Origin of the sequence: Streptomyces griseus subsp. griseus (assembly GCF_000720255.1) — a bacterium.
GTDB classification, from domain to species: domain Bacteria; phylum Actinomycetota; class Actinomycetes; order Streptomycetales; family Streptomycetaceae; genus Streptomyces; species Streptomyces griseus_I.
Window position 1 is genome coordinate 161,616 of sequence record NZ_JOJE01000008.1, and the last position, 22,241, is coordinate 183,856.

Genomic DNA, 22,241 nt, shown 5'->3' on the forward strand with positions numbered 1-22,241 from the left:
AGCGTACCGATCAGTCCAGCGCCATGTGCATACGCACGATCAGACCCGACGGAGGCGTGCGCATCTCGACCAACCACGAGGCGAGTCGACCGTGCGGGCTTCGCCGTTCCCTTCCTTCCGGCGCGGCCAACGGCGTGCGCAAAGTGGTGCTGCCGGCCCGCGGGACCGGGGGCAGGGGGAGTGCCTCTGGGCGCCTCCTGCCCCCGGGGTGCGGCTGGGTGTTATGGCAGCGGGGCGAGGGGGATGTCGAGGTAGGACTCGTTGCCTTGCGGGGAGGTGATCTCGAGGGCGGCTGGGATGGTGCTGTCGTCGGCGAAGAAGGGGTCGTAGCCGGTGATGACGAGCTGCAGTTGGCGGCCCTTGCCCAGGACGTAGTGGGCGGGCTGCAGGTGGAAGGTGACGGTGGTGGCCTGCTGGTCGGTGAGGGTGTAGGGGGCGTGGGTGATGATGGCGGCGCGGCCGGTGCGGGGGTTGCAGTCCAGGAGGTAGGCGACGAAGGTCGCGTTGTCCGTCTGCGGCTTCACGGTGAGCCTGGCCTCCAGGTCGCCCTGGACACGCATGGGGTGCTCCAGCGGCGCGGTCGTCCAGATGGCGGCGACGTCGCGTTTGATGTCGGCGGTCCGGTAGACGTGGGGCAGTCCCGCACGTTCCTTCAGACCGGTCTGGATGAGCTTGGGGGCGACGACGATGCCGGTGTCCTGGCCGGCGGGCTGCAGGGAGCGGGTCCAGCCCGGCTGTGGTTGACCTTGTGCCATGGGCGCGTCCTGCTGACCGTCGGGTACGGCGCCGAGGTGGAAGCGCTGCGGGGGCAGCGCGTAGTCGGCCCAGTCGCGGTGGCTGAGGTCGGACAGCAGGTTGTGCATGTACTCCGAGCGGATGCCGAAGTGCGGCTTCGCACCGTCGCCGGCGCTGCCGCCGAGGTGGTGGTCCATCCAGCGGTAGGTCATCTCGGTGGGCTTGGAGATGGCGCCGAACAGGCCGGGCAGTTCGCCGTTGCCGTGGTCGCCGATCTGCACCAGCAGCGACGTGGGGCCCTGCAGCTGGGTGAACAGGTCGATGACGGCGGGCACCGAGAAGATCGTCTCGTGCCAGTAGGTGGTCATCAGGATCGGCAGCCGGCGCTCGTTGTAGGTCTTCAGGTGCTGCATCGGCGAGCGCAGCCGGGCGAACTCCTTGACCTCGTCGTCGATGACGTTGTCGCGGATCTTGGCGATGACATTGCGGAACTCTGTCGAGCAGCGCTCCTCGTGGAACAGTGCCACCAGCGCCTCGAACGCCCGTACGTGCCGGGTGCCGTTCTCGAAGAGGGAGGTGAACAGGTCGCCCCAGGCGCTGGCGCCGGCGACGGCCTTGACGCGCGGGTCCTCGGCGGCGAGCAGCAGGCTGGTCCCGGCGCCGTAGGAGGCGCCGAAGCACCCGATCCGGTCGGCGTCGACACCTTCCAGCGCGGTGAGCCAGTTGAGGATCTCGACACCGTCGGCGACGTCCTGGGGTCCGGCGACCTGGATCTCGCCCTCGGAGCGGGCCAGGCCGCGCTGGCTGTAGGTCAGGACTGCGTAGCCGCCCAGCGTCCAGCGCGGGATGGTGCCGAAGTAGGCCAGGCGGCCGAGGTCGTTCAGCGGGGCGGGCATGACGACGGCGGGGCAGGTCTGCCCCGGCGCGAGGCGGCGCGGCATGCTCAGTCCGGCATCGATGCGGGTCCCGTCCGCCATGGCGATCGGGAACTCCCGGTACTCGGCGACCTCCGCCTGGACCTCGTAGGTGTCGGCGAGGCCCCACTGGTCGAGCATGCCGATCCGGCGCGGTGACGGGTCGAGCAGTGCCGCCCGGATGGCCTCCAGCCGGGCGACGTCGTCGGGGCTGAGAGCGAACGGGTTTTCCGCGGATCCGTTGACCGGCATGAAGATGCCACCTTTCTCGACGGGGGTGTGACGGAATGCCAGGGACATATTCAACGCTCGTGCGATCTCTTCCGGCGTGCACACCGCGGCCACCACCCGAACGAGGGCGGGCCACCTGCCACCCACCCGTACCCCCGCGCGCCTCGCACCGCTCTACCGGCAAGGCCAGGACGCTGCCCACCTGGACCCACGAGCGTCCGGACGGCCCGCCGGTCAGCTCGGCCCCTGCAAACAGCACCTCGAGAACTGCTGGCTCCAGGCTCCACGCCGGAACACGACCGTGCTGCCGGTCCCGGTGAAACCACCCGCACGGACGGATCGGGAGCACCAGCTCCCGCCACAGCCCCTGCCCCGGGTGCTGCGCCCCAGCGGCGAGATTTCTCGCCGTAGTGCGGCCCTGTTGCATAGCACTGTGGTTAAGAATCGAGCGAGGGACAGCTATGGGATGGCTGACGGGTGCTTACCCGGTAAGCACCGAGCTCATCGGAGGGGTTGTGGAGGCGCTGGCAACGCACTGACGGAATGCATGGACTGGGTGTCGCGTTGCCGGTACCGGGCCGCGTCGGACGGTCAGAATCGTGAGGACGCCACAACAATCGGCAGGCCCCTATCGGGACACACCCCGCCGGCCCGGCACCGACAACGCACCATCCCCGGCCAACGGCCGACACCGTGTGATCGAGACACTTCGGTCAGAGGAATCATGAGTCAGACCCCGGACCCGGGACAGCACCCGCCCATCCTCCCGCCCCTCATCTCGCTACCACGCAGGAACCGCAGGACATGCTCAATCCCCTCCACGCGACACCCCCAACCTGATCCCGACCGAGCACAACAGCGCACGAAGGCGAGCGGCGCGATCAGGGGTCGCCAGCAGCAAGTGCGGCGCATGAACAAGTACGTACTCAAGATCTCCCCGCTCCAGCCGGAGTTCCGCCGCGGCATGCTCCACGCCGTCAACCCAGTCGGCGTGGCCGCCTCCGGCCTGTCCATCGCCATGTACTTCCACGTCCTCGGCGACACCCTCCAGCCGTACTCTCCCGTAGCCGCCGTCATCGCCTTCGTACTCACGCCGCCTGTGGAGCCGCCGACCGCTCTCGACCTGATATGCGCCCTGGAGGAGGGGGTCTGCCAGGTCCGGCGCGCGGTGGGTGTAGTCGACGGCGGGGTGGACATGCCGCAGTCGGCGTAATGGCCCCGTACGGCCGATGTGCGGCGGCACTCTGTACGCACTGTGCTCGAGAGGGGCACCGTGCCCGTCGCCGGATACGCACGAGTGGCAGCTTAGGGACGTGGAGGGGAGGGTGGGGGCATGGCGGAAGGTGACCGGCAGCCTCCTCGGAGCAAGCCCGACCGATCGGAAGGATTCGGTGAGCGGCTCCTGGGCCTGCTGCTGGACCGGGCCCACGAGATGCCACCGCAGCTGATCGCTCCACTGGTCGCGGAGGAGGTGGCCAGGATCGGCGGCCGCGAGGTGTCGATCCTGCTGCAGGACTACGGCCAGGAACTCCTGGCGCCGCTGCCGGGCAGGGGACTGCTGGTCGGCGGGCCCGAGCCGATCGCCGACTCCCCCGCCGGCCGGGCGTTCCTCAACGCGACCGCTGTCGAGGTCCCGCAGGGGGACGGCGTCCGGATGTACCTGCCCCTGCTGGACGGCAGCGACCAGGTGGGGGTAATGGCCGTCACTCTGGACACCGTCGACGACGACGACCGGCGCCTGCTGGGCAGGCTCGGCGGACTGGTCGCCGACATCATCGTCACCAAGCACAGCTACACCGACCAGTTCTTCCAGGCCAGACGTCGCGAACCCATGAGCGTCGCGGCGGAGATGCAGTGGTCCCTGCTGCCGCCGCTGGCGATGGCGGTTCCGCAGGTCGCGGTCGCCGGGATCCTGGAACCCGCCTACAACATCGCCGGTGACAGCTTCGACTACGCCCTCAACGACACCATCCTGCACGCCGCCGTGTTCGACGCGATGGGCCACGGCCTGGAGGCCGCCACGATGGCGACCGTCGCCGTCGGCGCATACCGGCACGCCCGGCGCGCCCAGGTCGACCTGTCCGAGAAGTACATCTTCATGGATCAGGCCATCGCCCAGATGTTCGGGCCCGAACGATTCGTCACGGCCCAGATGATGCATCTGGACATCGTGGAGGGCAGTCTGCTGTGGGTGAACGCGGGCCACCCGGCTCCGCTGCTGATCCGCGACCACCAGGTCGTGGAGCGGCTGGAGAGCGCGACCACCCTGCCGGTCGGCTTCGGCGGACAACGTCCCAAGATCAGCGGGCGACAGCTCCAGCGCGGTGATCGCGTGCTGTTCTACACCGACGGCGTCATTGAGGAGCGCAACCTCGTCGGAGAGACCTTCGGCGAGGACCGTCTCATCAACTGCATCAACAGCATGCAGCCGGCGGAAGAGGGACTACGCGGAGAGCTTCGCCGGCTCTCCCACACCCTCAAGGAAGAACGAGGCGGCCACACCAGCGACGACGCGACGCTCTTCCTGGTCGAGTGGCGCGGGGGCACCGCCGACCACCCGGCCATCCCGGCCATCCCGGCCTGAGCTTGTCCCAGCACCCGAGCGTGGACTCGAAGCAGCGATGCGCAAGACCGTCGGACCCGGGGCTTCGGTATAGCTGTGAGCTTGTCGCGTCTGATGGCTCAACGCACCCCAGCCAGCCGCCTCACTAAATTGAGGCGGATCGTGCTGAGCGAGCGTCATGGAGGTGTTGCCGCATTCGGCGCTTACGGCGGGCGGTGAGGGGTGGGGGTCGGCTGCGGTCGGTCGGGATCGGAGTCGGTCAGTTCCCTGGCGTAGGGATCGCGGTGGCCGTCGGTGCGCGGGAGGGTTCCCCACTTGGCGCTCCGGGCGTCCAGGGCGGCGACGAAGGCCGCGGTGGGACGCCCGGGTAGCCGTGGAGCAGGGTGCTGTTACCGGTGAGTGCGATGATTCGAGCCAGCGCCGAGGGCGGGTGGTGCAAGCGCAGGGACCCGCCGGCCACGGCAGTGGCCCGCGACGCGTGGAGGAAGGCGTTGAGGCCGGTCACGTCGCAGAAGGTGACCGTGGTCAGGTCGACGTCGATGGCGCGGATGCCGTCGCGCACACATTGCCCCAGTGACTCGCGCACGATGCGCTCCGTTGTCAGATCGATCTCACCCGCCAGGGTGATCAACGCCCGGCTGTGCCTGTCGTGCCGGTAGAGGGTCAGCTGTGGAAAGGGCATGGCACCTCGGTTCAGGAGACCGGCCTGGCGGCGCCAAGGGCCGGACATCCGGCTCTTCCTGCGCTCGGTACACGGTCGTGCTCTCGTGCAGAAAGGCGAACGGCCGGTTCAGCAGCCTGTGTTCCAGGCGCAGGGCCGACTGGTTGCCTCGGGGGATGCGCCGGCGATCGGACGAAGTCCACTACCGCAGACATCTGTGCCAACAGCAACGCGCATCGGAATCTGGGACAGAGCCGTGTGCAGGGGGTTCACGTCTCGGTGCGGTGCCACGGCCAGCGCCGCCACCGCCGGGAACGGCCGGAGGGCAAGGTCGCCATGCGATCAGCGTGGCGCGTGGTGAAGAGCTGCATCAGGAGCACGCCCAGGGCGACGCCCACCGTCGTGACGGTCTCCATGCCTCTCACCTTCCTTCTGCCGGGCTGGGCACGTGGTCGATGACCGCTCCGGCAGAGGCATGTGAGGCCGGGCGGCGGGCGTCATTCCCGCCTTCGGAGTCCCAGACCGCCTCCCGGAGCGAGTCCGAGCCGACCGCCTCCTCTGCCGTGATCCGGAAGCGTTCGGCCTCATGGATCAGACCGGTCGCCGTGAGACTTCGCGACGGGTCGGTGGCCGTGGCCATCAGCCGGGCGGCGATGGCCGGTTCTGTCTCCGGTGGGATCACCAGCAGGTCCCAGCGGCCGACGGTGTAGGAGAGCAGCAATAGCTTGTGCGGGTCTTGCTCGGCTTCGAACCAGCCGACGTGCACCACGTGCCCTCGGACGGGCACCTTTCGCGGGATGACCGGCCAGAACGTGGGGTTCACCGTTACTCGGGTGATCCGCCCCCACAGAGGGTCAAGGATCTCGATGAGTGCCGGAAGCTCCGCAGTCAGGTCGCGGGAGCGGGGCCACCAGGCACCGTCGATCAGGACCGGGGTGGTCTCGCCAGGTGCCAGTACGAGTCGGGGCGGCAACGTACAAGGGGCCCGCTCTTCGACCGCGGGCGTCAACAGAATGGTCGCGGTCATGATGCGGACCCAACCCCGGGCCGGTCACGGCCGGCCCGGTTGTCATGAATCGCCGAGAACCACCTGGCATGGAAGCCGCTGTACGAAATGCCCTCGGTAATCACCAGGGTACTCCTCGCCGAGGCCCGGCGGACCGAGAGGGAGTGACGGGCTGAACGGAGCACGAGCAACACCTCTCACGTAACGCAGCCAAGGAGTGCTGGGCCAGGGCGCGCGCCATCAGCGTGAGACCGGTCCGGTTACGACGTGCCCCGCCGCCCGCAGCGCACTCCCGTGGGTAGCGGGCGGCCGCTTCGCGGAATGCGGAGACGTCTCCAGAGCCCGCCCCCGGCGTGTACGGAGTACCGCGGATACCACCGAGGGCATTTCGCACACTGGCTTCCACGCCGGGTCGTTCTCGGCGAGAGATGAAGCCCGGGTCGCTGTACAGGCGGCCCGGAGACGGGTTCGCATGATGTCGGCGACCTTGCCCCAACCCCTGCCACACCACGAGCCAGTCGCAGCCCCGGCCGCGCGTCTCGCGCTGAAGACCGACGGCACGTCCCGCGGCCTCTTGGACAAGCCACGTAGCGCCGATTATTGATGAGGCCGTTGCCCTTGGCAGGATGGGCGCCATGACCGAGATCCGTACACCCGCCTCCTCCTGCGTCGCTGGCATGACGACGACCTCGCGCCGATGGCGGACATCAACTCGGACCCGCGGGTCATGCGCTGGGCCGACGACGGCTCGGTGCGCGATCTGGACCACACGGTAGAGGCCATCGAGCGGTGGGAGGAGGAGTGGGACGAGGAGGGCTTTGGACTCTTTGCCGTCGAGCTGCTGGCTTCGGGTGAGCTGGCCGGCTTCACGGGTCTGTCCGTGCCTGAGTTCCTGCCGGAGGTACTGCCTGCCGTGGCGATCAGCTGGCGGCTCGGCTCACAGTTCTGGGGTCAGGGATACGCATCCGAAGCCGCCCATGCCACGCTGGAGTTCGCGCTCCAGGACCGCGGCCTCGACCGCGTCATCAGTATTCACCGGGTGGGTGACGACGCCTCGGAGAACGTCATCCGCAAACTCGGCATGGTGCCGGAGCGGGAGACAGCGCACCCGGTGTACGGCTCTCCGCTGCGCGTTCACACCATCGATCTCACCGAGTTCCAGGCGTGAACCGGCCGAGCCGTCGATCGCCACAAGACAACCGACCGCTGTCCATACGTCCCTGACCACATTGATCGCCACGGAGTGGACACCCAGGCGAGAGACGTTGCTTTCAGGGTGGAGGGCGACGGGCATGGATCCAGCGCATCTGCATGGCGCCCGGTTGGCGGCAGCGCGGGCTGGGCGGTGCCCTGATCACAGCCCTTGAGCAACAGCTGCCTCCGACGGCGTCCGGGCGGTGCACGCCGTCCCGCCCGAGGACGAGACGCCACCGCTCTGCGCAACTGCGACTTCGGCGCCCGCTCCGGACTGGTCTGCTTCGAGAAACGCGGGCCGGTGACCCCACAGTCCGTCGGCACGCTGTCCTCGCTCGGAACGCAGCTGCCGCCCGGCGGACTGTGGCAGAAGGTTGCGGGCACGCAGAACGAGAGGCGGCTCATCGAGAGCCCCCTGGTCCTGCCGCTAGCCCATCCCGAACTGGCCGCACAGCACAGGGTGGAACTGTCCCGGGCGGTGATGCTGTTCCGCCCGCCCGGGACCGGCAAGAGCACGTTGGCGCACGCGATCGCCAGCGGCCTGGGCTGGCCCTTCCTCGAACTGTTCCCCGCACGTCTGGCCGGCGAACGCGGCGGCGCGGACGCGACCGCTGTCGGCGTCGTCGACGAACTGCTCAAGGCGATCGTCCGGTTCCGAAGCCAGGACGGGCGGCTCCTCGTCTGCGCCACGAACAACGTGCCCACGCTCGACCCCGCCTTTCTGCGGCACGACCGCTTCGACTACGTGCTGCCGATCGGCCCTCCCGACCACACCGCCAGGACCGCGCTGTGGGAGAGCTGCCCAGCCCGAGCCGGCGCGCGGGCGGACAGCGCGGTACTCGCGTCCGCCAACGAGGGGTTCACCCCCGCCGACATCGCCCGCGCTGCGCGAACCGTCTCCCAGGCCCAGTTCGAGCGCACCTTCGACACCGGAACCAGGACCGCCCCCACCACCGACGACTACCTGGACTCGATCCGCGACACCAGGGCCACGGTCAGCGCCGCCATGGCCCAGGAATTCGCCCAGCAGACGCAGAAGTTCGCCCGCATCTAGCGTCTTGGCCGGCGGGGAGTCGATCTGCGACGGAGGTGTCAGGCCGGCGTAGGTGGCGTGTCGCTGCCGGTATCGATGAGGATCTGTTTGGCCTCGGTGACGTTGTCGGCTCGTACCGCCCTGGCCATCGCGTCGCGTGCAGCGTCGGGCGACATGTCCGGTGGGACCACCAACAGGGAGAAATGGTCCCGGTCGCCTCGGGTGATGAGGACGGTGTCGTCACCGACCGGGAAGGAGTCGATGTGCACGACTCGGCCGTCAACCATCACCCGGGTCGGCAGTTCGTCCCAGGCACCGCCGTCCAGGCCGACCCGAGTGACAGGACCGAGATGCTCGCTCAACGCGGATATGAGCGAGGGGAGCTCGGCACCGATGTCCCGGGACCGCGGCCACCATGCGCCGTCCAGGATTGCCTCGCGTGCGTGTGTCGTCTCCAGCCTCAGCAGGGCCGTCCCGGGTTTCACCGACCGGTGGACGGCGTCCGGCAGGAGCTTGGGGAGGTCGGGGGTGTCGGAGTCGGCCATGGTGTCCGTCCGTCCGCAGAGAGCTGTGCGACTGCAGGGCGTGCGACCGCCGCACGAAGTGATCCTGCCACCTCACCGTACTGCGCACGACGCTCAAGCGAGCGCTTCGCCGCAGGCGGTACCGGAGACAGGCAACGGCTCCGACGTATACCCGCCGGAGCCGCCCTTCCGGGTCATTGCACGTGAGCGTGCGCCGACCCGCTTTCCACATTACGCCAAAGGGATTACTCCGGCATAAGCACTTCCTTGCCAAGGTTCACTGCGGTCCGAGAAGCCGACGCGGCGGCTCAGCTTCGCCCTTCCTCTTCTGTCTCCATCTGCCGGATCCCCTGGTGTGTCAGCGTGATCATCGCGGGCGTGTTGCCCCTCGCCCAGTCCACGACGACCCAGCCTTCGCCCGCCAGGTACGTACAGGCAGCCGCCATGTCCTGCTCAGGGATACCGAGATCGTTGCGGAGCTTCGCCCCATCGACGCCCAGGAGGCGATTGCCTTCGGCGGCTTGGTACAGAGCCTGCATGATCCTCTCGCGGTACGTCTTCCGGTCTCGCAATATCGCCATGACGCGCCTTCCTCTACTGCCCACCGTCGGGCCGGAGTCGATGTCATCCGCGGCCGCCGGGGCGGTGGGGCGCGTCGGAACGCTCGCGTCCGCCGACGACCGACGGTGCCTCTGGGGCCGACGCCCGATCCCCGGCAGAACATCGCTGTAGTGGAAGGCAGCGATCCGTTCGTCGTGCTGACCGTTGAGCTGGTGGATCAGAGCGACTCCGACGGCGATCAGGACGAGCAGCACGGCCACGGCGATGACGAGCACGGGATCTCACCTCCGCCGGGCGAAGGTCCTGTCGAGCCGACGGGCCGGGGCAGGGACGACGGTCGGCCCGCTCCGCCGTCGGTCTCCCAGGCTTCTTCCCTGCTTCGGGCATCGATCCTTTCGGCTGCTTGCTCCCGCGCCGGGACATCGATGCCGTCGCCGGCCATCAGCTGCGCGGCGGCATCCGCACCGGTTTCCGGCGGAATCACCAGCACGTCGCGGCGTCCGTCAGCGGAGAAGAGAGTGAGTCTGTGCGGATCCTGCTCCTCGTTGGACCAGTCCACCTGCACGGTGCGCCCGGCGTCGGACACCCAGTGCGGCAGGACGGGCCAGCAGGCCGGGTGCACGGTGACACCCGTGATACGACCCCAGAGATCGCCCAATGCGGTTGTCAAGGACGGCAGCTCACGGGTGAGGGCACGGGAGCGGGGCCACCACGTGCCGTCCAGCCCGCCCGGCGCGGGTGTCAGGGACAGCCGGGCCGCCGGCGGCGACGTGCGTCTGCTCGATGTCGTACGGTCAATGGTCACGGCCATGGCGCGGACCTGTCCCCGGGCTCGTGGGTGCGGCCCGGCGCTGTGGATCACCGGGAACGGCACCCGCAGCGGCGCCGGTGCGCGAAGAACTCCCGGTGTCTTCACACTACTCCGCTCACCGGCCCGAAAAGCCCGGGATGGCCAGGTCGTTTCCTGCCTTCGGGACCTGGTCGCCGGTGCCGATGCCGGTCAGAGCCAGTCCTTGCGCTTGAACGTCAGATACAGCAGTGCGGACAGGAGCACGATGACGGCGGCGGAGGTGATGAATCCCGACTCGCGGCCGAACCCGGGATAGGGGAGGTTCTGGCCGTAGTAGCCGGTGATCGCGGTGGGTACGGCGATCACCGCGGCCCAGCTCGTCACCTTCTTCATGATCAGGTTCATGCTGTTGGCCTGGACCGAGAGGTTCGTCTCCATGACCGAGGCCACCAGGTCCCGCAGTGATTCCGTCCACTCGGTGGCACGCAGCACGTGGTCGTAGACGTCCTGGTAGTACGGGACGAGAGGGTCGGTGATCAGGTGCAGGCCGGGGCGCATGAGCCCGTTGACCACCTCGCGCATCGGGAGCACGACGCGGCGCAGCTGGACGAGCGACTTACGCAGTGCGAAAACCCGGCGCTGCACGGCTTCGATCTCACGGCGCCCGGCCGCGAAGAGCAAACCCTCCAGCTCCTCGATGCTGTCGTCCAGTTGCTGGACCGCGGCGAAGTGCCCGTCCACGAGGTGGTCGAGCAGGCCGTGCAGCAGGAATCCGACGCCGTGGCCGGCCAGATCCGGGCTCTCGTCCCAGCGGGCGACGACGCCCTCGATGTCGAGACCGTCGTCCTTGCGGACGGTGATCATAGCCTGGCCGGTGAGGAAGACGGCGATCTCGCTGTACGTCAGCTGCGCACCGTCCGGGCTGACGGTCACGGCATAGGCGCTGAGGAACTCGTGGGTGCGATAGCGGTCGAGTTTCGGCCGCTGTCCACGCTGGGCGGCATCCTCCAGAGCCAGTTCGTGGATGCCGAACTCCTGACCGAGCATGGTGAGTTCAGCGGCTCCGGGCCGGTGCAGGTCCAGCCACAGGACCGACGCCGGATCAGCGAGATGCGCAGGGACGTCACCGACGGGAAAGTCCTCCAGGACCAGAGTGCCGTCGTGATACAGCCGGGTACGCGTCACCATGGCCCGAGGCTAGTGTCTTACACCCAAATCATGCCGCTTCGCCCCGATTGCCAGCGCGGCAGGTTCATCGGCAGCGGCCACCCTCCGGGGGAAGACCTAAGGTCAAACCCCGCGGCATCCGGAGACTGTGACCGACAAGCACCGGGGTGCCGGTCCGAAGGCAGGGATGTGGGTACCCGGCTGCCGCCTCGCATCCGGTGTACACCGCCCGACCGGACGCGGCCCGTCAGCCGGGAAGGACGCGCCGACAGCATGACCACGCATACCCCACCCCGTCGCCCGCCTCCCCCCGCAGGCGGCAGTGATTTCGCCCGCCTGTCGAAGAAGATCGCCGAGGCCGGCCTGATGAACCGGCGCCCCGGCTACTACACCGTCCGGTCCATCGCCGTGACCGTCGCCTACGCCGGGGGCTGGAGCGCGTTCGTCGTCATCGGCGCCGGCTGATGGACCCTGGCACTCGCCGCGTTCCTCGCCGTGATGTTCGGCCAGGTGGCTCTGCTCGCCCACGACCCCGCGCACCGCCAGGTCTTCCGCCGACGCCGGCCCAGCGAGACGGCCGGCCGCATCGCCGGGGCCGCGATCGGGATGGGCTACGGATGGTGGCAGGACAAACACACCCGCCACCACGCCAACCCCAACCACGAGGACCTCGACCCCGACATCGCCCCCGACCTGCTGGTGTGGTCCCAGGACCAGGCCCGCGCCGCCACCGGACTGCCGAGGATCATCGGCCGTCGGCAGGCGTTCCTCTTCTTCCCCTGCTCCTGCTCGAAGGGGTCAACCTTCATGTCTCGAGCGCGCGAGCACTGGGCAACCGCGCCCTGGACGGCACGCTGCTCTACGGGCACACCGCCTCCTACCTGACCGCAGTGTTCCTCGTCCTCCCGCCCGGCATGACGATCGCGTTCCTGGCCGTCCACCAGTGCCTGTTCGGCCTCTACCTCGGTTGTCTGTTCGCGCCCAACCACAAGGGCATGCCGATCCTGACCGGCGACGACCGCCCCGACTTCCTGCGCCGCCAAGTGCTCACCGCACGCAACGTACGCGGCAGCTGGTTCACCGACCTCGCGCTGGGCGGCCTGAACCAACAGATCGAACACCACCTGTTCCCCAGCATGCCCAGCCCCCACCTACGCAGGGCCCAGCCCATCGTCCGCCGCTACTGCCAGGACCTGGGAGTCGACTATCTGGAAACCGGACTGATCACCTCCTACCGGCAAGCACTCGCAAGTCTCCACCGAGCAGGAGCGCCACTGCGGCGAGCCCGTATCAGCAGCGCCCGAGCATGACGCACGGTCGGCGGGTGTGCCGCCCGCGCCGTCCGGGCCGCCGTAGCCGACGCAGCCACCACCGACACATCCGGCCCGGCCACTACCGCCGTCCTCATCACAGAAACCGCAGCCTAGCCAGGCGTCAACGGCAGCTCGACGCGTTGGGCCTCGTCCGGTCCCGTCTCTCCGGCCTCACCCTCGGGCGCAGGTCACGCCACAGCACCGCCTGACCGGACGCACAGACACCCCCTCGGCCTTGCCATTTCTACTGTCGGCGCCCCAGCACTCTCCGGATCAGCAGGACGGCCGCCACGGCGATCAGGGCCATCCCCATGAGGATCACGAGGACCCCGACGACGACCAGGACCGTCCCAAGCAGGATCAGAAGCGCCCCGATGACGAGAAGAAACATCGCGAGAACGGTCACGGTCGCCTCCTGTCCCCCCTCCGACTCTGGCCCTTTCCGTCCCTCCATCGCAAACACATCCGGACAAATACACTAATATCCTCCCCTCGGCAGTGCCCGCCTGCTGGGGTCCGGCCCAGCCACGGGCGGCCTCGGTTCTGCCGTGGAAGCGCGCAGATCGCTGCCCAAGCCTGTCCTGTCACGGCGTAAGACCTGCCTGGCAGGGAACCCGCATTGCTGGCCCAGGACGGACAGGCGCAGTACCTCGAAGCCGGGCAAGGGCTCCTCCTCGGCGCCGGTTCGGGCACCGTCGGCAGCCGGCCGAACGCCGCGCAGTCGCTGCCGCCGGGTTCCACCCTGCTGCTCTACACCGACGGCCTGATCGAAATCCCCGGCAGCGACCTCGACACCGGCCTCACCCGACTGCGCCACCACGCCCTCGCTCTCGCCCACGAACCGCTCGACACCCTGTGCGATCAGCTACTCGACCGCATCCCGCCCGGCAACACCGACGACGTGGCGCTGCTCGCCCTGCGGATGCCGTCCTGAACCATGACGTGTGGAACTGCAGGCGTGGACCTTGAAGGGATCTGGTGTGACGTGGACGCGACCGCTTCCAGTACGTCGGCCGCACGACCACGCACGCACCGAGTTCACCGACGCTCGGCCGGTCGCGTGGACGCGGTTCGCGACCCGCCCGGCCTCGGAGAGACATGCCGTGCCGTAGACACTCCTCAAATGCGGTTGGATTTGCAAGAGCGAAGGGTGTCTCCCGGTTGGGCGCGGAGAACCCCTGGGTGACAGGCTGTGCCTCGGCCGCCAGAGCGGCGGCGTCGCCCCCTCCTTGCTTCGGATGCTCAGGAGGGGAGAAGCCGGGCGCAACGGTGCCCTCGACGGACGTTGCAGGCCTATTTGAGAAGCCCCGTCGGACCGCACCGGCGAGGCTTCTCGTCGAACACCGCTATCACGCCTCACGAACGACATCACGCGAAGCGAAGGGGTGTTCAGCATCGACGGCGGCCACCACGGGACTCACCCACGGGCATCCGGCATACCGCTTGGCCTGCCCGCGCAGGGCCACAGCGCATCAACCCTCCAGCCGACAGAGCCCGCCCAGTTGCCTGGCGGGCCACGTCGTCCGTCATGGCTGCGATCGCAAATTCAGCGCCCCCGAGAACGGCGCTGGAAGGCAAACTGTATGACGAGCCGAACGCGTCACGCGTGCACGTACAGTCAACTTCACGGTGAAGCCTCACCGGAGCGTGCCGGTGAAGCTTCGTCTCACGGCTCTGGGCAGAGGGCCGCCAAGGATGCCCCTGGCGGGGCCTCGGTCTATCACCGGCCCTGTCACAGACGCCCCTATAACGCGGGGGTACGGGAAACCGCTCTGACCAGGTTGAAGACCTCGCGGGCGGCATACCGCTTGAGGCATCGGGTGATCTCACGGCGGGTCTTGCCCTCCTGGGTGCGGCGTTCGTAGTACGCCTGGGTGCGTGGGTCGTGACGTAGCCGGGTGAAGACGATGCGGTGCAGGGCCGCGTTCGCCTGGCGGTCGCCGCCGTAGTTGAGCCGGCGCGTACTCCGCCGGCCAGAGGAATACTCGATGGGGCTGACTCCGCAAAGGGCCGCAAAGGACGCCTCGGTGTTCAGCCGCTCGGGGTTGTCTCCCATGGTGATCAGGAGAGTGACGGCGCTGTCCGGGCCGATGCCCACCGGTTCGAGCAGCTGTGGGGCGTGGTGTTCGACGAGCCGGGTCAGGCGTTGGTTGAGCTCATTGATCTGCGCGGTGAGCTGTTCGATGCGCTCGGCGAGCATACGCAACATCATGTGGGTGGCCTGCGTCACCGCGTCCTCGCCTCCCCCACCGTCGGGTGGGCCGAGCCGCGCGCAGGTGCGGAACAGCTCGGCGTTGCCGAGGCTCGACATTCGTTCCCGCAGGGCGGGGTCGGCGATGACCAGGACGGCCTTGAGCTGGTTGATCGCCTGGGTGCGGGCCCTGACCGCGGAGTCCTTGGCGAGCTTGTAGATCCGGGCGCTGTGCACCGGGCCGTCGCCGGACTTGGCCCGGGCCTGGGCGCGACCGCTGAGCACAGCTCGTGCTGCGGCCCACGCGTCGAGCGGGTCCGACTTCCCCAGCAGACGGCGGGCCGTGCGGTCCGGCCGGTTCACTTCGAACACCTCGACGTGCTGAGCCAGCAGGTACCGGGAGAGGCCCGCTCCGAAGGTGCCCGTGCCCTCCACGCCGGCCCGGCGCACCGTCCCCGGCTTGCGGGCCCAGACGAGCAACTATCGGTAGCCGGCCGCCGTGGCCGGAAAGGACTCCGTTCCCAGGATCTTCCCGAGCGAGGAGATCACGGCGGCGACGTGTACCTCGCCGTGCGTGTCCACGCCCAGGACGACCTCGCGCCGAACCGGCGGATCCGTGCTTGAGGAGGTGCTGCTCTGTCGGGTCGTCATGGTGGTTCGCCTCCCGCGTGGTGACGTGCTGGGTGGATGGCACCGGCCTGCTGGGGCGGTCTGAACTGTGATGGCGCCTGATCGTCGGCAAGGCCCCTATGGGGACACGCCCTGTGGCTCGGTGGCAGGCAGCATCCCGCGACGACAGTCGACAGGTCCGTGACTGGACACTTCGGTCATAGATCTCATGAGTCAGACCTCCGCCCGGGACGGCACTGCACAACCGTTCCATCAATCCCGCGCACCTGCATGATCCGACCACAGCCGGGGGACTTCGCCCGAACCGGTGCTCAACCTGACCGAAGAAGGCTGACAACGGGTTGACTCCCCACCCACTTTGACCGACAACGACAGAACGCCTCGTGACCCGCACTACCAGGCGCCTTGCGTCGCCATTACACGAACGGCTTCGACCCCTCTTTCTCGTACACGGCTACCCATAGGCCATATAGCGGGACACCACAAGAACACGGACGTCAGCTCGACAAGAGCCGTCACCCAGCTAGCAGTAGCGCCCTGACGGTCTACGGCACGTTGTTCTCAGTACTGCACTGAACTGCCTCGAGCATCCGGATATGACGCCACACGTTCGCCTGGCTGCGAGGGAGGCTTGGCCGCGCGCGGCAAGGCGGCGGTGCAGCCGGGCTGCGTGCTCTTCGCGGGTCCCAGACGGCGATGAGGTTCATCAGGGTGCTCTTGCCCGCGCCCACCATGCCGACCAGATACCGCACGGGCGACGAGCCGCCAGCCCTTACGACACCACGAGTTCAACCTCAGTAACGGGGTCCTATGAAGCGGCGGTCCGCGTAACGACCGTGTCGGCGAGGGGGGCCTGGGACAGGTATCGGACAGCGTCGTGGGGGGCAGCGACGCCGTTGCTTACGCGGGCGTCGAGGAGCAATCCTGACGTCACAACGTGCGCGAGGCCCACTCCTCCGGTTACCGGGTCTCCGTTGGCGTGGAAATTCTGCCAGTGGAGCGGCTCCGGCACGCTCAGGTGGGCGTCGCCCGGAAGGCCGCGGCGTATGGTGAGCCAGCCCAGCGGGGAGCCGCAGGTGATCAGGGTGTGGGTGTCGGGATCCTGCAGTTCCCGGCGTTGCAGCATGTCGTATGCGATGACGCTGCCGAGCGAGTGAGCGATGAGGATGCGTGCTCCAGAGCGTTCGATCTCGGCCCGGATCACCTTGCGGATCTGCTGGCCGACTTCCTCCTCGTGCAGGTAGCGGTATGCCTGCCGGATCAGAACCAGAACCTTTGCCCCAGCTCCCCGTCCATGGCGGGCGTCCGCCGCCGCGAGGCGACGGGTTACCGCATTGGGGATATAAGGCAGAGGCGCGCCGAGAGTGGCCGGGTGGGGGCCTGCCTCGGGCAGCGGACCTGGCGCGTAGGCCGTGAGAGCCTGGGTGACGAATGCCTCCTCGTCTGCGTCCATCGGTTCATCCGTGGCGAGTAGTTCAGCGTCGCCAGGGCCCAAGCGCCTGTCGCCGCCAACGGCGTCGGGCCGGTAAAGGCCGGTGTAATGGGGCACTGTCAGGCTGGGGATGGCGGCGTGAGGGCCGTACCTCCGAGTCAGGCCGCGCTTGAGCGCGTTGCCCCAGTCGTACGCGAGGCGGATCTCGTTGGTTCTTCCCTGGCCGATGCCGTGAACACCGACGATGTGCCCGTCCGCCTCGGTGATTTCGTTCATGCTGCTGTCCCCTGTCCGTCCCCATCGGCGCGCAGATCGTATCGTTCGGGCCTGGAGAGGATTCAGCTATCCAGTGAGGTGCTCGTGCAGGGGGACCAGCAGCCGGTGACGGCTGGGCGACGGCTCGTGGTCGTAAGCGTCGACGACTACGGGAAAGATGACAGCGCGGACTTCACCCGGGCTATCGAGGCTCAGGTATCCGTCGTCACCGACTGGCTCGCCTCACCCGTCCTCACCGAGGAGCACCGGTTCACGGTCTCTCGTGCGAGCGGTCTGCACTCGGTGCAGGACCTGAAGCGGTTTCTGGCCGAGCAGGACCTCGTCGAGACACCTGCGGATGAGGCTCTCGTCGTCTACGTGACCGGCCACGGCATGAGCACCGGCGCCCGAAACCACTACCTCACGTTCGCGCACACCCAGGAAGGTGCTTTGGAAAGGACGGCGTTTCCCACCCGGGAGATCGTGTTCGCCGCTCTGCACAGTCCGGCGGAGCACGTGCTGGTCCTCGTGGATTCCTGCTTCGCCGGGGCCTTGCGCGAGGACGTCGCCTCAATCGTGTCCGAGATGAGCCCCGAACGACGGGCTACGCGCACGGTGGCCGTAGTGGCGAGCGCCGACCTCCACGAGCAACCAGCCACAGGAGAGTTCAGTGAGGTGATCTCGCGTGTGCTGGCCCGACTCGGCGACGAGTCGCTCGGCATCGTCGGCTCCCACCTCTCCTTCGAACAGTGGGGCAAACTCCTGGACCAGGCCAGCGAGCAGGTTCCCCCGCTCATGGAACCACAGTGGCTGTGGCCCCATCGTCAACGGGACGTACCGAGCGCCTGCCTGCCGAATCCCCGCTACCGGCCGGTCAAGCCACTGGTATCCAGCCCACGGCTTCAGGTGTCGCTTTCACGCCGCACCCTCGCGTACTGGACCTCGCGGGCCTCGGGCAGGACCAGCGATCAGGACCCAGGCTGGTATTTCAGCGGCCGGGCTGCGCTGATGCGCAGACTGGTGTCCTTCACCCACTCCGGAACCGGTGTGCTGGTCGTCACGGGATCCGCAGGTTCAGGCAAGTCCGCACTACTGGCTCGGCTCGTGACGTTGAGTGATCCAGACTTCCTTGCGGATCCGGACCTTTGCTCCATCGCGCAAGCTCTCCCACAGGATGTGCGTCCAGCCGAAGGGGCCGTGGACATCGCGGTTCTGGCCCGTGCCAAAACCTCGCTGGCCCTCCTCCAGGACTTGTTTGCCGCTTGCCGTCTCCCTCTGCCCGATGGCGACGCACCACTGCTGCCTGTCCTCCTGCAACACCTCGATGTACGCGGGCGTGTCACCGTCGTGCTCGATGGTTTGGACGAGGCCGCCGATCCGGCTGCGTGTATCGCCGACGTGGTCCTCCCCCTGGCGCGGAGCCACCGCGTGCGCCTGCTGCTTGGCATACGGAGCTCCATCGGGTTCGACGGCTACGCCACCGACCTCGATGAGGACGCCGACCAGTTACTCTCGACGTTGCTCGGCGCGCTCCAGGAGGACCCCTTGGAGGGAGTCCCCCATGAGGTGCTCCGCACCGACCACTCAGAGGCCCGCACGGACATCACCGCCTACGTGACCTCGCTCCTCCTGAGCGGCACGAGCCCCTACCGCGACCGGGTCAACACCGCGGAAGCCACAGCGCGCATTGTGGCCGACGGAGTGTGGCCGTCCTTCCTCGATGCCCGCCTGGCCGCTGCCCAGCTGCGCGCCGCGCCAGCCATCCAGGACCTCGACCAGGATGCGTGGCTGGAGCGGCTCGAGGACGGTACGACGGGACTGCTACGCGAGGATCTCGAACATGTCGCGCGCGATGCGGGTATGCAGGCACGCCTGTTGCTGACGGTGCTGCGGGCCACGGCTTTCGCCCCCGGTGCCGGTCTGCCCTGGGCAGAAGTGTGGCCCGCCGTCGTGCGGGCCATACTCATGGAGGACGGTTGCCACGAGGACGCCGGGGACCTGAACGAAGCCATTCGAACGGTTCGTTCGAGTCGTCTCGTCGGGTACCTGACGGAGGGCCAGGAGGATGGCCGCACCGTCTACCGCCCAGTGCACCAGCGGGTGGCGGAGAAACTACTCGCCGAGCCGGACCATCTGCTCGACATCGAGGTCGCGGGCGGCGCACGGCCACTGCCCACGACGCGCCGGGTACACCGGGCCATCGCCGAGACTCTGGCTGAACTTGCCGAACGCGACCGACCGCACGCCCCACACCCGTACGTCCTGCGTCACCTGGCTGCCCACGCCCACGCCGCCGGTGTGCTGGACGACCAACACCTCTCTGCGGGGATGCTGGCCCGGGAGACCTCCGGGGAACTGCGCAGCCGACTTCAGCTCCCACTGCCTGTCCATGATCTGACCCGACGCAACGTGACCGCAGCAGCGCTGGTCGAGCCGTACGTGGACGAGACCACCGACGCCGCCTCACGGCTGGACAGCATCGTCTTCCTGAGGGAGGCGCTGGGCGGGGAACTCCCAGAAGAGGGAACCCTCCCTCTGGGCCACCCGGACCGAGTACCCGAACCACCAGTGCTCACTCCGGCCTGGGCAGACTGGATCCCCGCGGTGAACGTGCTCGCTCAGGCAGCCGGCCGGGTGACGGCCCTGCATGGATTCGGCCTCCCCGACGGGCGTGCGTTTGTGGCCTCGGCGAGCTATGACGGGGTCCGGGTCTGGGACAGCGGGACGGGAAGGTCTGTCTCCAGCAACAGCGGAGTACGAACGAGTGGCCTCGCGCCCCTCACCGGAAGCAGCGGCCGGGTCTTCCTGGTCTCCACCGACCATCATGGCGCAAGAGTCTGGGACCCGTTGTCAGGCCGGCCCGTGGCCCGCGAAGACAGCCTGCGCGGCGACGCGGTGAGGGTGCTCCGCCAGGGAGAAGACCGCTGGCTCGTCGCGCTCCTTGACGAGGACGGCCTGCGGCTGTGGCGGCCGGGCGAGTACGGTCGGCCCGAGCTGGTCCCCTACCCGGCACCGCTTCATCGCCCCGACAACTCGGTCGTGCTGCGCGGCCGGAACGGCATGGTGCGGATTGCCTACGGCGGGCGGCGGGCCGGCATTCACCTGTGGGACCCAGTCAACAGCCCCGCCGAATCCGAGTTCCTGGACCTGGGCGGCTCCTTCAAGGGCCATGTGATGACCGCCGTACGAGGACCGCAAGGCTACGACCTGTTGGTGACCTCTCACGGCGTCAAGCACGGCCTCTACGTGTGGGATCCCGAAACCGCCAGGAACGTCGACAGGATCCCCTGGGCGGCCAGCCGGCTGGCCTCGGTAACAGGCCCGCAGGGACACCCCGTACTTGCTGTCGTACGCAGACGGACCCTGAGCGTGCTGGACTTCGCGGGAGCGTCCCGGACTCTGTTGGCGGAGTTCCCGGTACCAGAGGTGGACGCGATCGCCGGAGTCGGCGGACGTACCCGTCCATGGGCTGTGGCCACCGCCGGCAAGGAGGGGATCCGGCTCACCGTCCCGGCACAAGGCAGCCCCTCGCCGTCCGCAGCCGGATCCGTTGCGCGAGGGCGGACCGCACCCAAGGCTCGCGCGGGACGTCCCGTCATCGTTATCCACACGCCAGAGCGCCCGGGAAGTCTCTGCCTCGTGGAAGACAGCCGCTGTCACGAACACGGCCTGCTGGCAGTGGCCGCGAACAGCAGGATCACCTTCTTCGATGCGAAGAGCGGCCGATTCCACGAGGAGCACCCGTTCCCAGGCATTCGCGGCGTCCGGCAGATTCCCTCACCCACCGAACGCATCCTCGCCGTGGCCAGCTCTCAGGGCATGGCCCTGTGGGGCATGGAGCAGCGACAGGTCCTGAGGTCCATCCCTGCCGGGGAGGTGGTCTGGTGCACGACAGTGCTGGTCGACGGCGTGCAACCCGGTGTGATCACGGCCGAGAGGAGCGGCGTCTGGCTGCACAACAGCACCGAATCCCACGCTCTTCCGTTGCCCGAGGGCAACTCCCCCGGCGACATCACCTGCATGACCGCACTCCCGGACGGCCGACTGGCAGCGGCCGTGCGGGGGCGGCTATTGCTGTGGGACCTGAGAACCCGGCGCCTCGTCGGCGAGGAAGAGATCAACGATCCCTCCTGGATCCGCGCCTTGTGCGTCATCCCCGTGCCGAGGCAGGGCTTCTACCTGGCTGCGGCCTCCTACGACGGACTCTGGCTCTGGTCCAGGAACAAGCAGAGTCGCTGGGTCGGGCTGCCACGGAGGATCACGATTCCTGGTGACTCCGTGACGGCACTCACTCCCCTATACCTCAAGTCCCGCGAGGTCATGCTCTCGTCCGCGGGCGGGACGGGGGTGCGGCTGTGGGATCTGCCATCGGGCAAGGCGGTCCACTCTCTGATCACGGCGGCGCCAGTGACCAACGTGGTGACCGGCGCCGGCCTACTCCACATCGGCGGCCCCGCTGGACTCGCTGCTCTCACACTGCCGACCGACGGTTTCCTCCCAAACCCGTAGCGGCCCTGCCGGTGCGTCGTCGACCGGACCAGCCACTGTGACCACCCGGCGCCTCAAGGCCGCGTGCTCACCGAGGCCCTGGGGTTCGCCGAATACCGAGATGACCCCACCCGCTACGGTTCCGCAGTGGGTGGCTGTCCCTCCCCTCGTAGCGTGAAGACCGTGACTGCAGGGGAAGTTGGGAGTTGTGGCGGAGAAGCGACGGAAGTTCGATCCGGAGTTCCGTGAGGGGGCTGTGCGGATCGTCACGGAGACCGGCAAGACGATCGCAGAGGTCGCCGAGGACCTGGGGATCAACGAGACCACCCTGGCGAGCTGGGTTTCCCGTGCCCGTCGGGCAGGGACCGCACCGGCCGGCGGGAGTGACGAGCTGGAGCGGTTGCGGCGGGAAATTGCCCAGCTCAAGCGGGACAACAAGGAATTGGTCATGGAACGTGATGTCCTCAAACGCTGCATGGTCCTGTGGGTGAAGTAGCCGTGGCGGACCCGGCGTCCGTCGTCGGGGTGATCAGCGACTTCAGGACCGAGCACG

At 68.3% G+C, this 22,241-nt stretch carries 17 protein-coding genes and 4 pseudogenes; 10 read left to right on the top strand and 11 right to left on the bottom strand.

Annotated elements, in window-relative coordinates; all coding sequences use genetic code 11:
- Nucleotides 1-221 precede the first annotated feature (221 nt).
- Nucleotides 222-1,901, bottom strand: a complete 1,680-nt coding sequence (locus IG99_RS14645; protein ID WP_037673944.1) for a CocE/NonD family hydrolase — start codon at nt 1,899-1,901, stop codon at nt 222-224.
- 889 nt (nt 1,902-2,790) lie between these two features.
- Between IG99_RS14645 and IG99_RS45370 the strand changes: the two are divergent.
- Nucleotides 2,791-2,976 (top strand): annotated as a pseudogene (locus IG99_RS45370) (allantoin permease); the annotation flags it as partial.
- Nucleotides 2,977-3,213: 237 nt separating this feature from the next.
- The gene (locus IG99_RS14655) at nt 3,214-4,464 is read left to right on the top strand and encodes a PP2C family protein-serine/threonine phosphatase (RefSeq protein WP_037673868.1); all 1,251 of its coding nucleotides are present in this window, start codon (nt 3,214-3,216) and stop codon (nt 4,462-4,464) included.
- 238 nt (nt 4,465-4,702) lie between these two features.
- Here IG99_RS14655 and IG99_RS14660 read toward each other — a convergent pair whose 3' ends face one another.
- The 3 genes from IG99_RS14660 to IG99_RS14665 all read right to left on the bottom strand — a co-directional run bounded on the left by IG99_RS14660 (nt 4,703) and on the right by IG99_RS14665 (nt 6,131).
- Entirely contained in the window at nt 4,703-5,125 is a 423-nt protein-coding gene (locus IG99_RS14660) for an STAS domain-containing protein (protein WP_051865405.1), read from the bottom strand.
- A gap of 248 nt (nt 5,126-5,373) precedes the next feature.
- On the bottom strand, nt 5,374-5,520 hold the full coding sequence (locus IG99_RS48725) for a hypothetical protein (RefSeq protein WP_158973183.1): 147 nt from the start codon (nt 5,518-5,520) through the stop codon (nt 5,374-5,376).
- 5 nt (nt 5,521-5,525) lie between these two features.
- A complete protein-coding gene (locus tag IG99_RS14665; RefSeq protein WP_051865393.1) occupies nt 5,526-6,131 on the bottom strand; it encodes a DUF5994 family protein in 606 nt (201 codons plus the stop codon).
- Nucleotides 6,132-6,745: 614 nt separating this feature from the next.
- On the opposite strand from IG99_RS14665, the pseudogene IG99_RS14670 reads away from it, so the two are divergent.
- Both IG99_RS14670 and IG99_RS14675 read left to right on the top strand, forming a co-directional pair.
- Nucleotides 6,746-7,278: pseudogene (locus tag IG99_RS14670) on the top strand (GNAT family N-acetyltransferase).
- Between the two features lie 327 nt (nt 7,279-7,605).
- Entirely contained in the window at nt 7,606-8,358 is a 753-nt protein-coding gene (locus IG99_RS14675; protein WP_051865394.1) for an ATP-binding protein, read from the top strand.
- Nucleotides 8,359-8,396: 38 nt separating this feature from the next.
- On the opposite strand, the gene IG99_RS14680 is transcribed toward IG99_RS14675, so the two are convergent.
- The 4 genes from IG99_RS14680 to IG99_RS14690 form a co-directional block, all read right to left on the bottom strand.
- Entirely contained in the window at nt 8,397-8,882 is a 486-nt protein-coding gene (locus IG99_RS14680) for a DUF5994 family protein (RefSeq protein ID WP_037673870.1), read from the bottom strand.
- A gap of 287 nt (nt 8,883-9,169) precedes the next feature.
- On the bottom strand, nt 9,170-9,442 hold the full coding sequence (locus tag IG99_RS14685; RefSeq protein WP_037673951.1) for a hypothetical protein: 273 nt from the start codon (nt 9,440-9,442) through the stop codon (nt 9,170-9,172).
- 218 nt (nt 9,443-9,660) lie between these two features.
- Nucleotides 9,661-10,233 (bottom strand): DUF5994 family protein, encoded by a 573-nt coding sequence (locus IG99_RS45385; RefSeq protein WP_199815520.1) that lies wholly within the window; start codon nt 10,231-10,233, stop codon nt 9,661-9,663.
- A 189-nt stretch (nt 10,234-10,422) separates the two neighbouring features.
- Nucleotides 10,423-11,400, bottom strand: coding sequence for a magnesium transporter CorA family protein (locus tag IG99_RS14690; RefSeq protein ID WP_037673872.1), 978 nt, complete (start codon nt 11,398-11,400; stop codon nt 10,423-10,425).
- A 252-nt stretch (nt 11,401-11,652) separates the two neighbouring features.
- On the opposite strand from IG99_RS14690, the gene IG99_RS51640 reads away from it, so the two are divergent.
- From IG99_RS51640 to IG99_RS51650, 3 genes are read left to right on the top strand one after another with little or no spacing between them, the layout of a single operon-like run.
- Nucleotides 11,653-11,844: a hypothetical protein gene (locus tag IG99_RS51640; RefSeq protein WP_234311851.1), complete on the top strand. Its 192-nt coding sequence runs from the start codon at nt 11,653-11,655 to the stop codon at nt 11,842-11,844.
- Nucleotides 11,845-11,877: 33 nt separating this feature from the next.
- Nucleotides 11,878-12,264, top strand: coding sequence for a fatty acid desaturase (locus IG99_RS51645; protein ID WP_324606132.1), 387 nt, complete (start codon nt 11,878-11,880; stop codon nt 12,262-12,264).
- 5 nt (nt 12,265-12,269) lie between these two features.
- A complete protein-coding gene (locus tag IG99_RS51650) occupies nt 12,270-12,689 on the top strand; it encodes a fatty acid desaturase family protein (protein WP_324606133.1) in 420 nt (139 codons plus the stop codon).
- A gap of 247 nt (nt 12,690-12,936) precedes the next feature.
- On the opposite strand, the gene IG99_RS14700 is transcribed toward IG99_RS51650, so the two are convergent.
- Entirely contained in the window at nt 12,937-13,098 is a 162-nt protein-coding gene (locus IG99_RS14700; RefSeq protein ID WP_234311852.1) for a hypothetical protein, read from the bottom strand.
- A gap of 207 nt (nt 13,099-13,305) precedes the next feature.
- Here IG99_RS14700 and IG99_RS14705 point away from each other — a divergent pair.
- Nucleotides 13,306-13,626 (top strand): annotated as a pseudogene (locus tag IG99_RS14705) (SpoIIE family protein phosphatase); the annotation flags it as partial.
- Between the two features lie 810 nt (nt 13,627-14,436).
- Here IG99_RS14705 and IG99_RS14710 read toward each other — a convergent pair.
- Together IG99_RS14710 and IG99_RS44180 are read right to left on the bottom strand one after the other, a co-directional pair.
- A pseudogene (locus IG99_RS14710) lies at nt 14,437-15,534 on the bottom strand (IS110 family RNA-guided transposase).
- 787 nt (nt 15,535-16,321) lie between these two features.
- Complete coding sequence (locus IG99_RS44180) at nt 16,322-17,221, bottom strand: lipase family protein (RefSeq protein WP_051865397.1); 900 nt, start codon at nt 17,219-17,221, stop codon at nt 16,322-16,324.
- A gap of 84 nt (nt 17,222-17,305) precedes the next feature.
- Here IG99_RS44180 and IG99_RS14720 point away from each other — a divergent pair, with 84 nt between their 5' ends.
- Nucleotides 17,306-21,709 (top strand): hypothetical protein, encoded by a 4,404-nt coding sequence (locus IG99_RS14720; protein ID WP_158973184.1) that lies wholly within the window; start codon nt 17,306-17,308, stop codon nt 21,707-21,709.
- A 187-nt stretch (nt 21,710-21,896) separates the two neighbouring features.
- A complete protein-coding gene (locus IG99_RS14725; protein ID WP_037673881.1) occupies nt 21,897-22,184 on the top strand; it encodes a transposase in 288 nt (95 codons plus the stop codon).
- Nucleotides 22,185-22,241 lie beyond the last annotated feature (57 nt).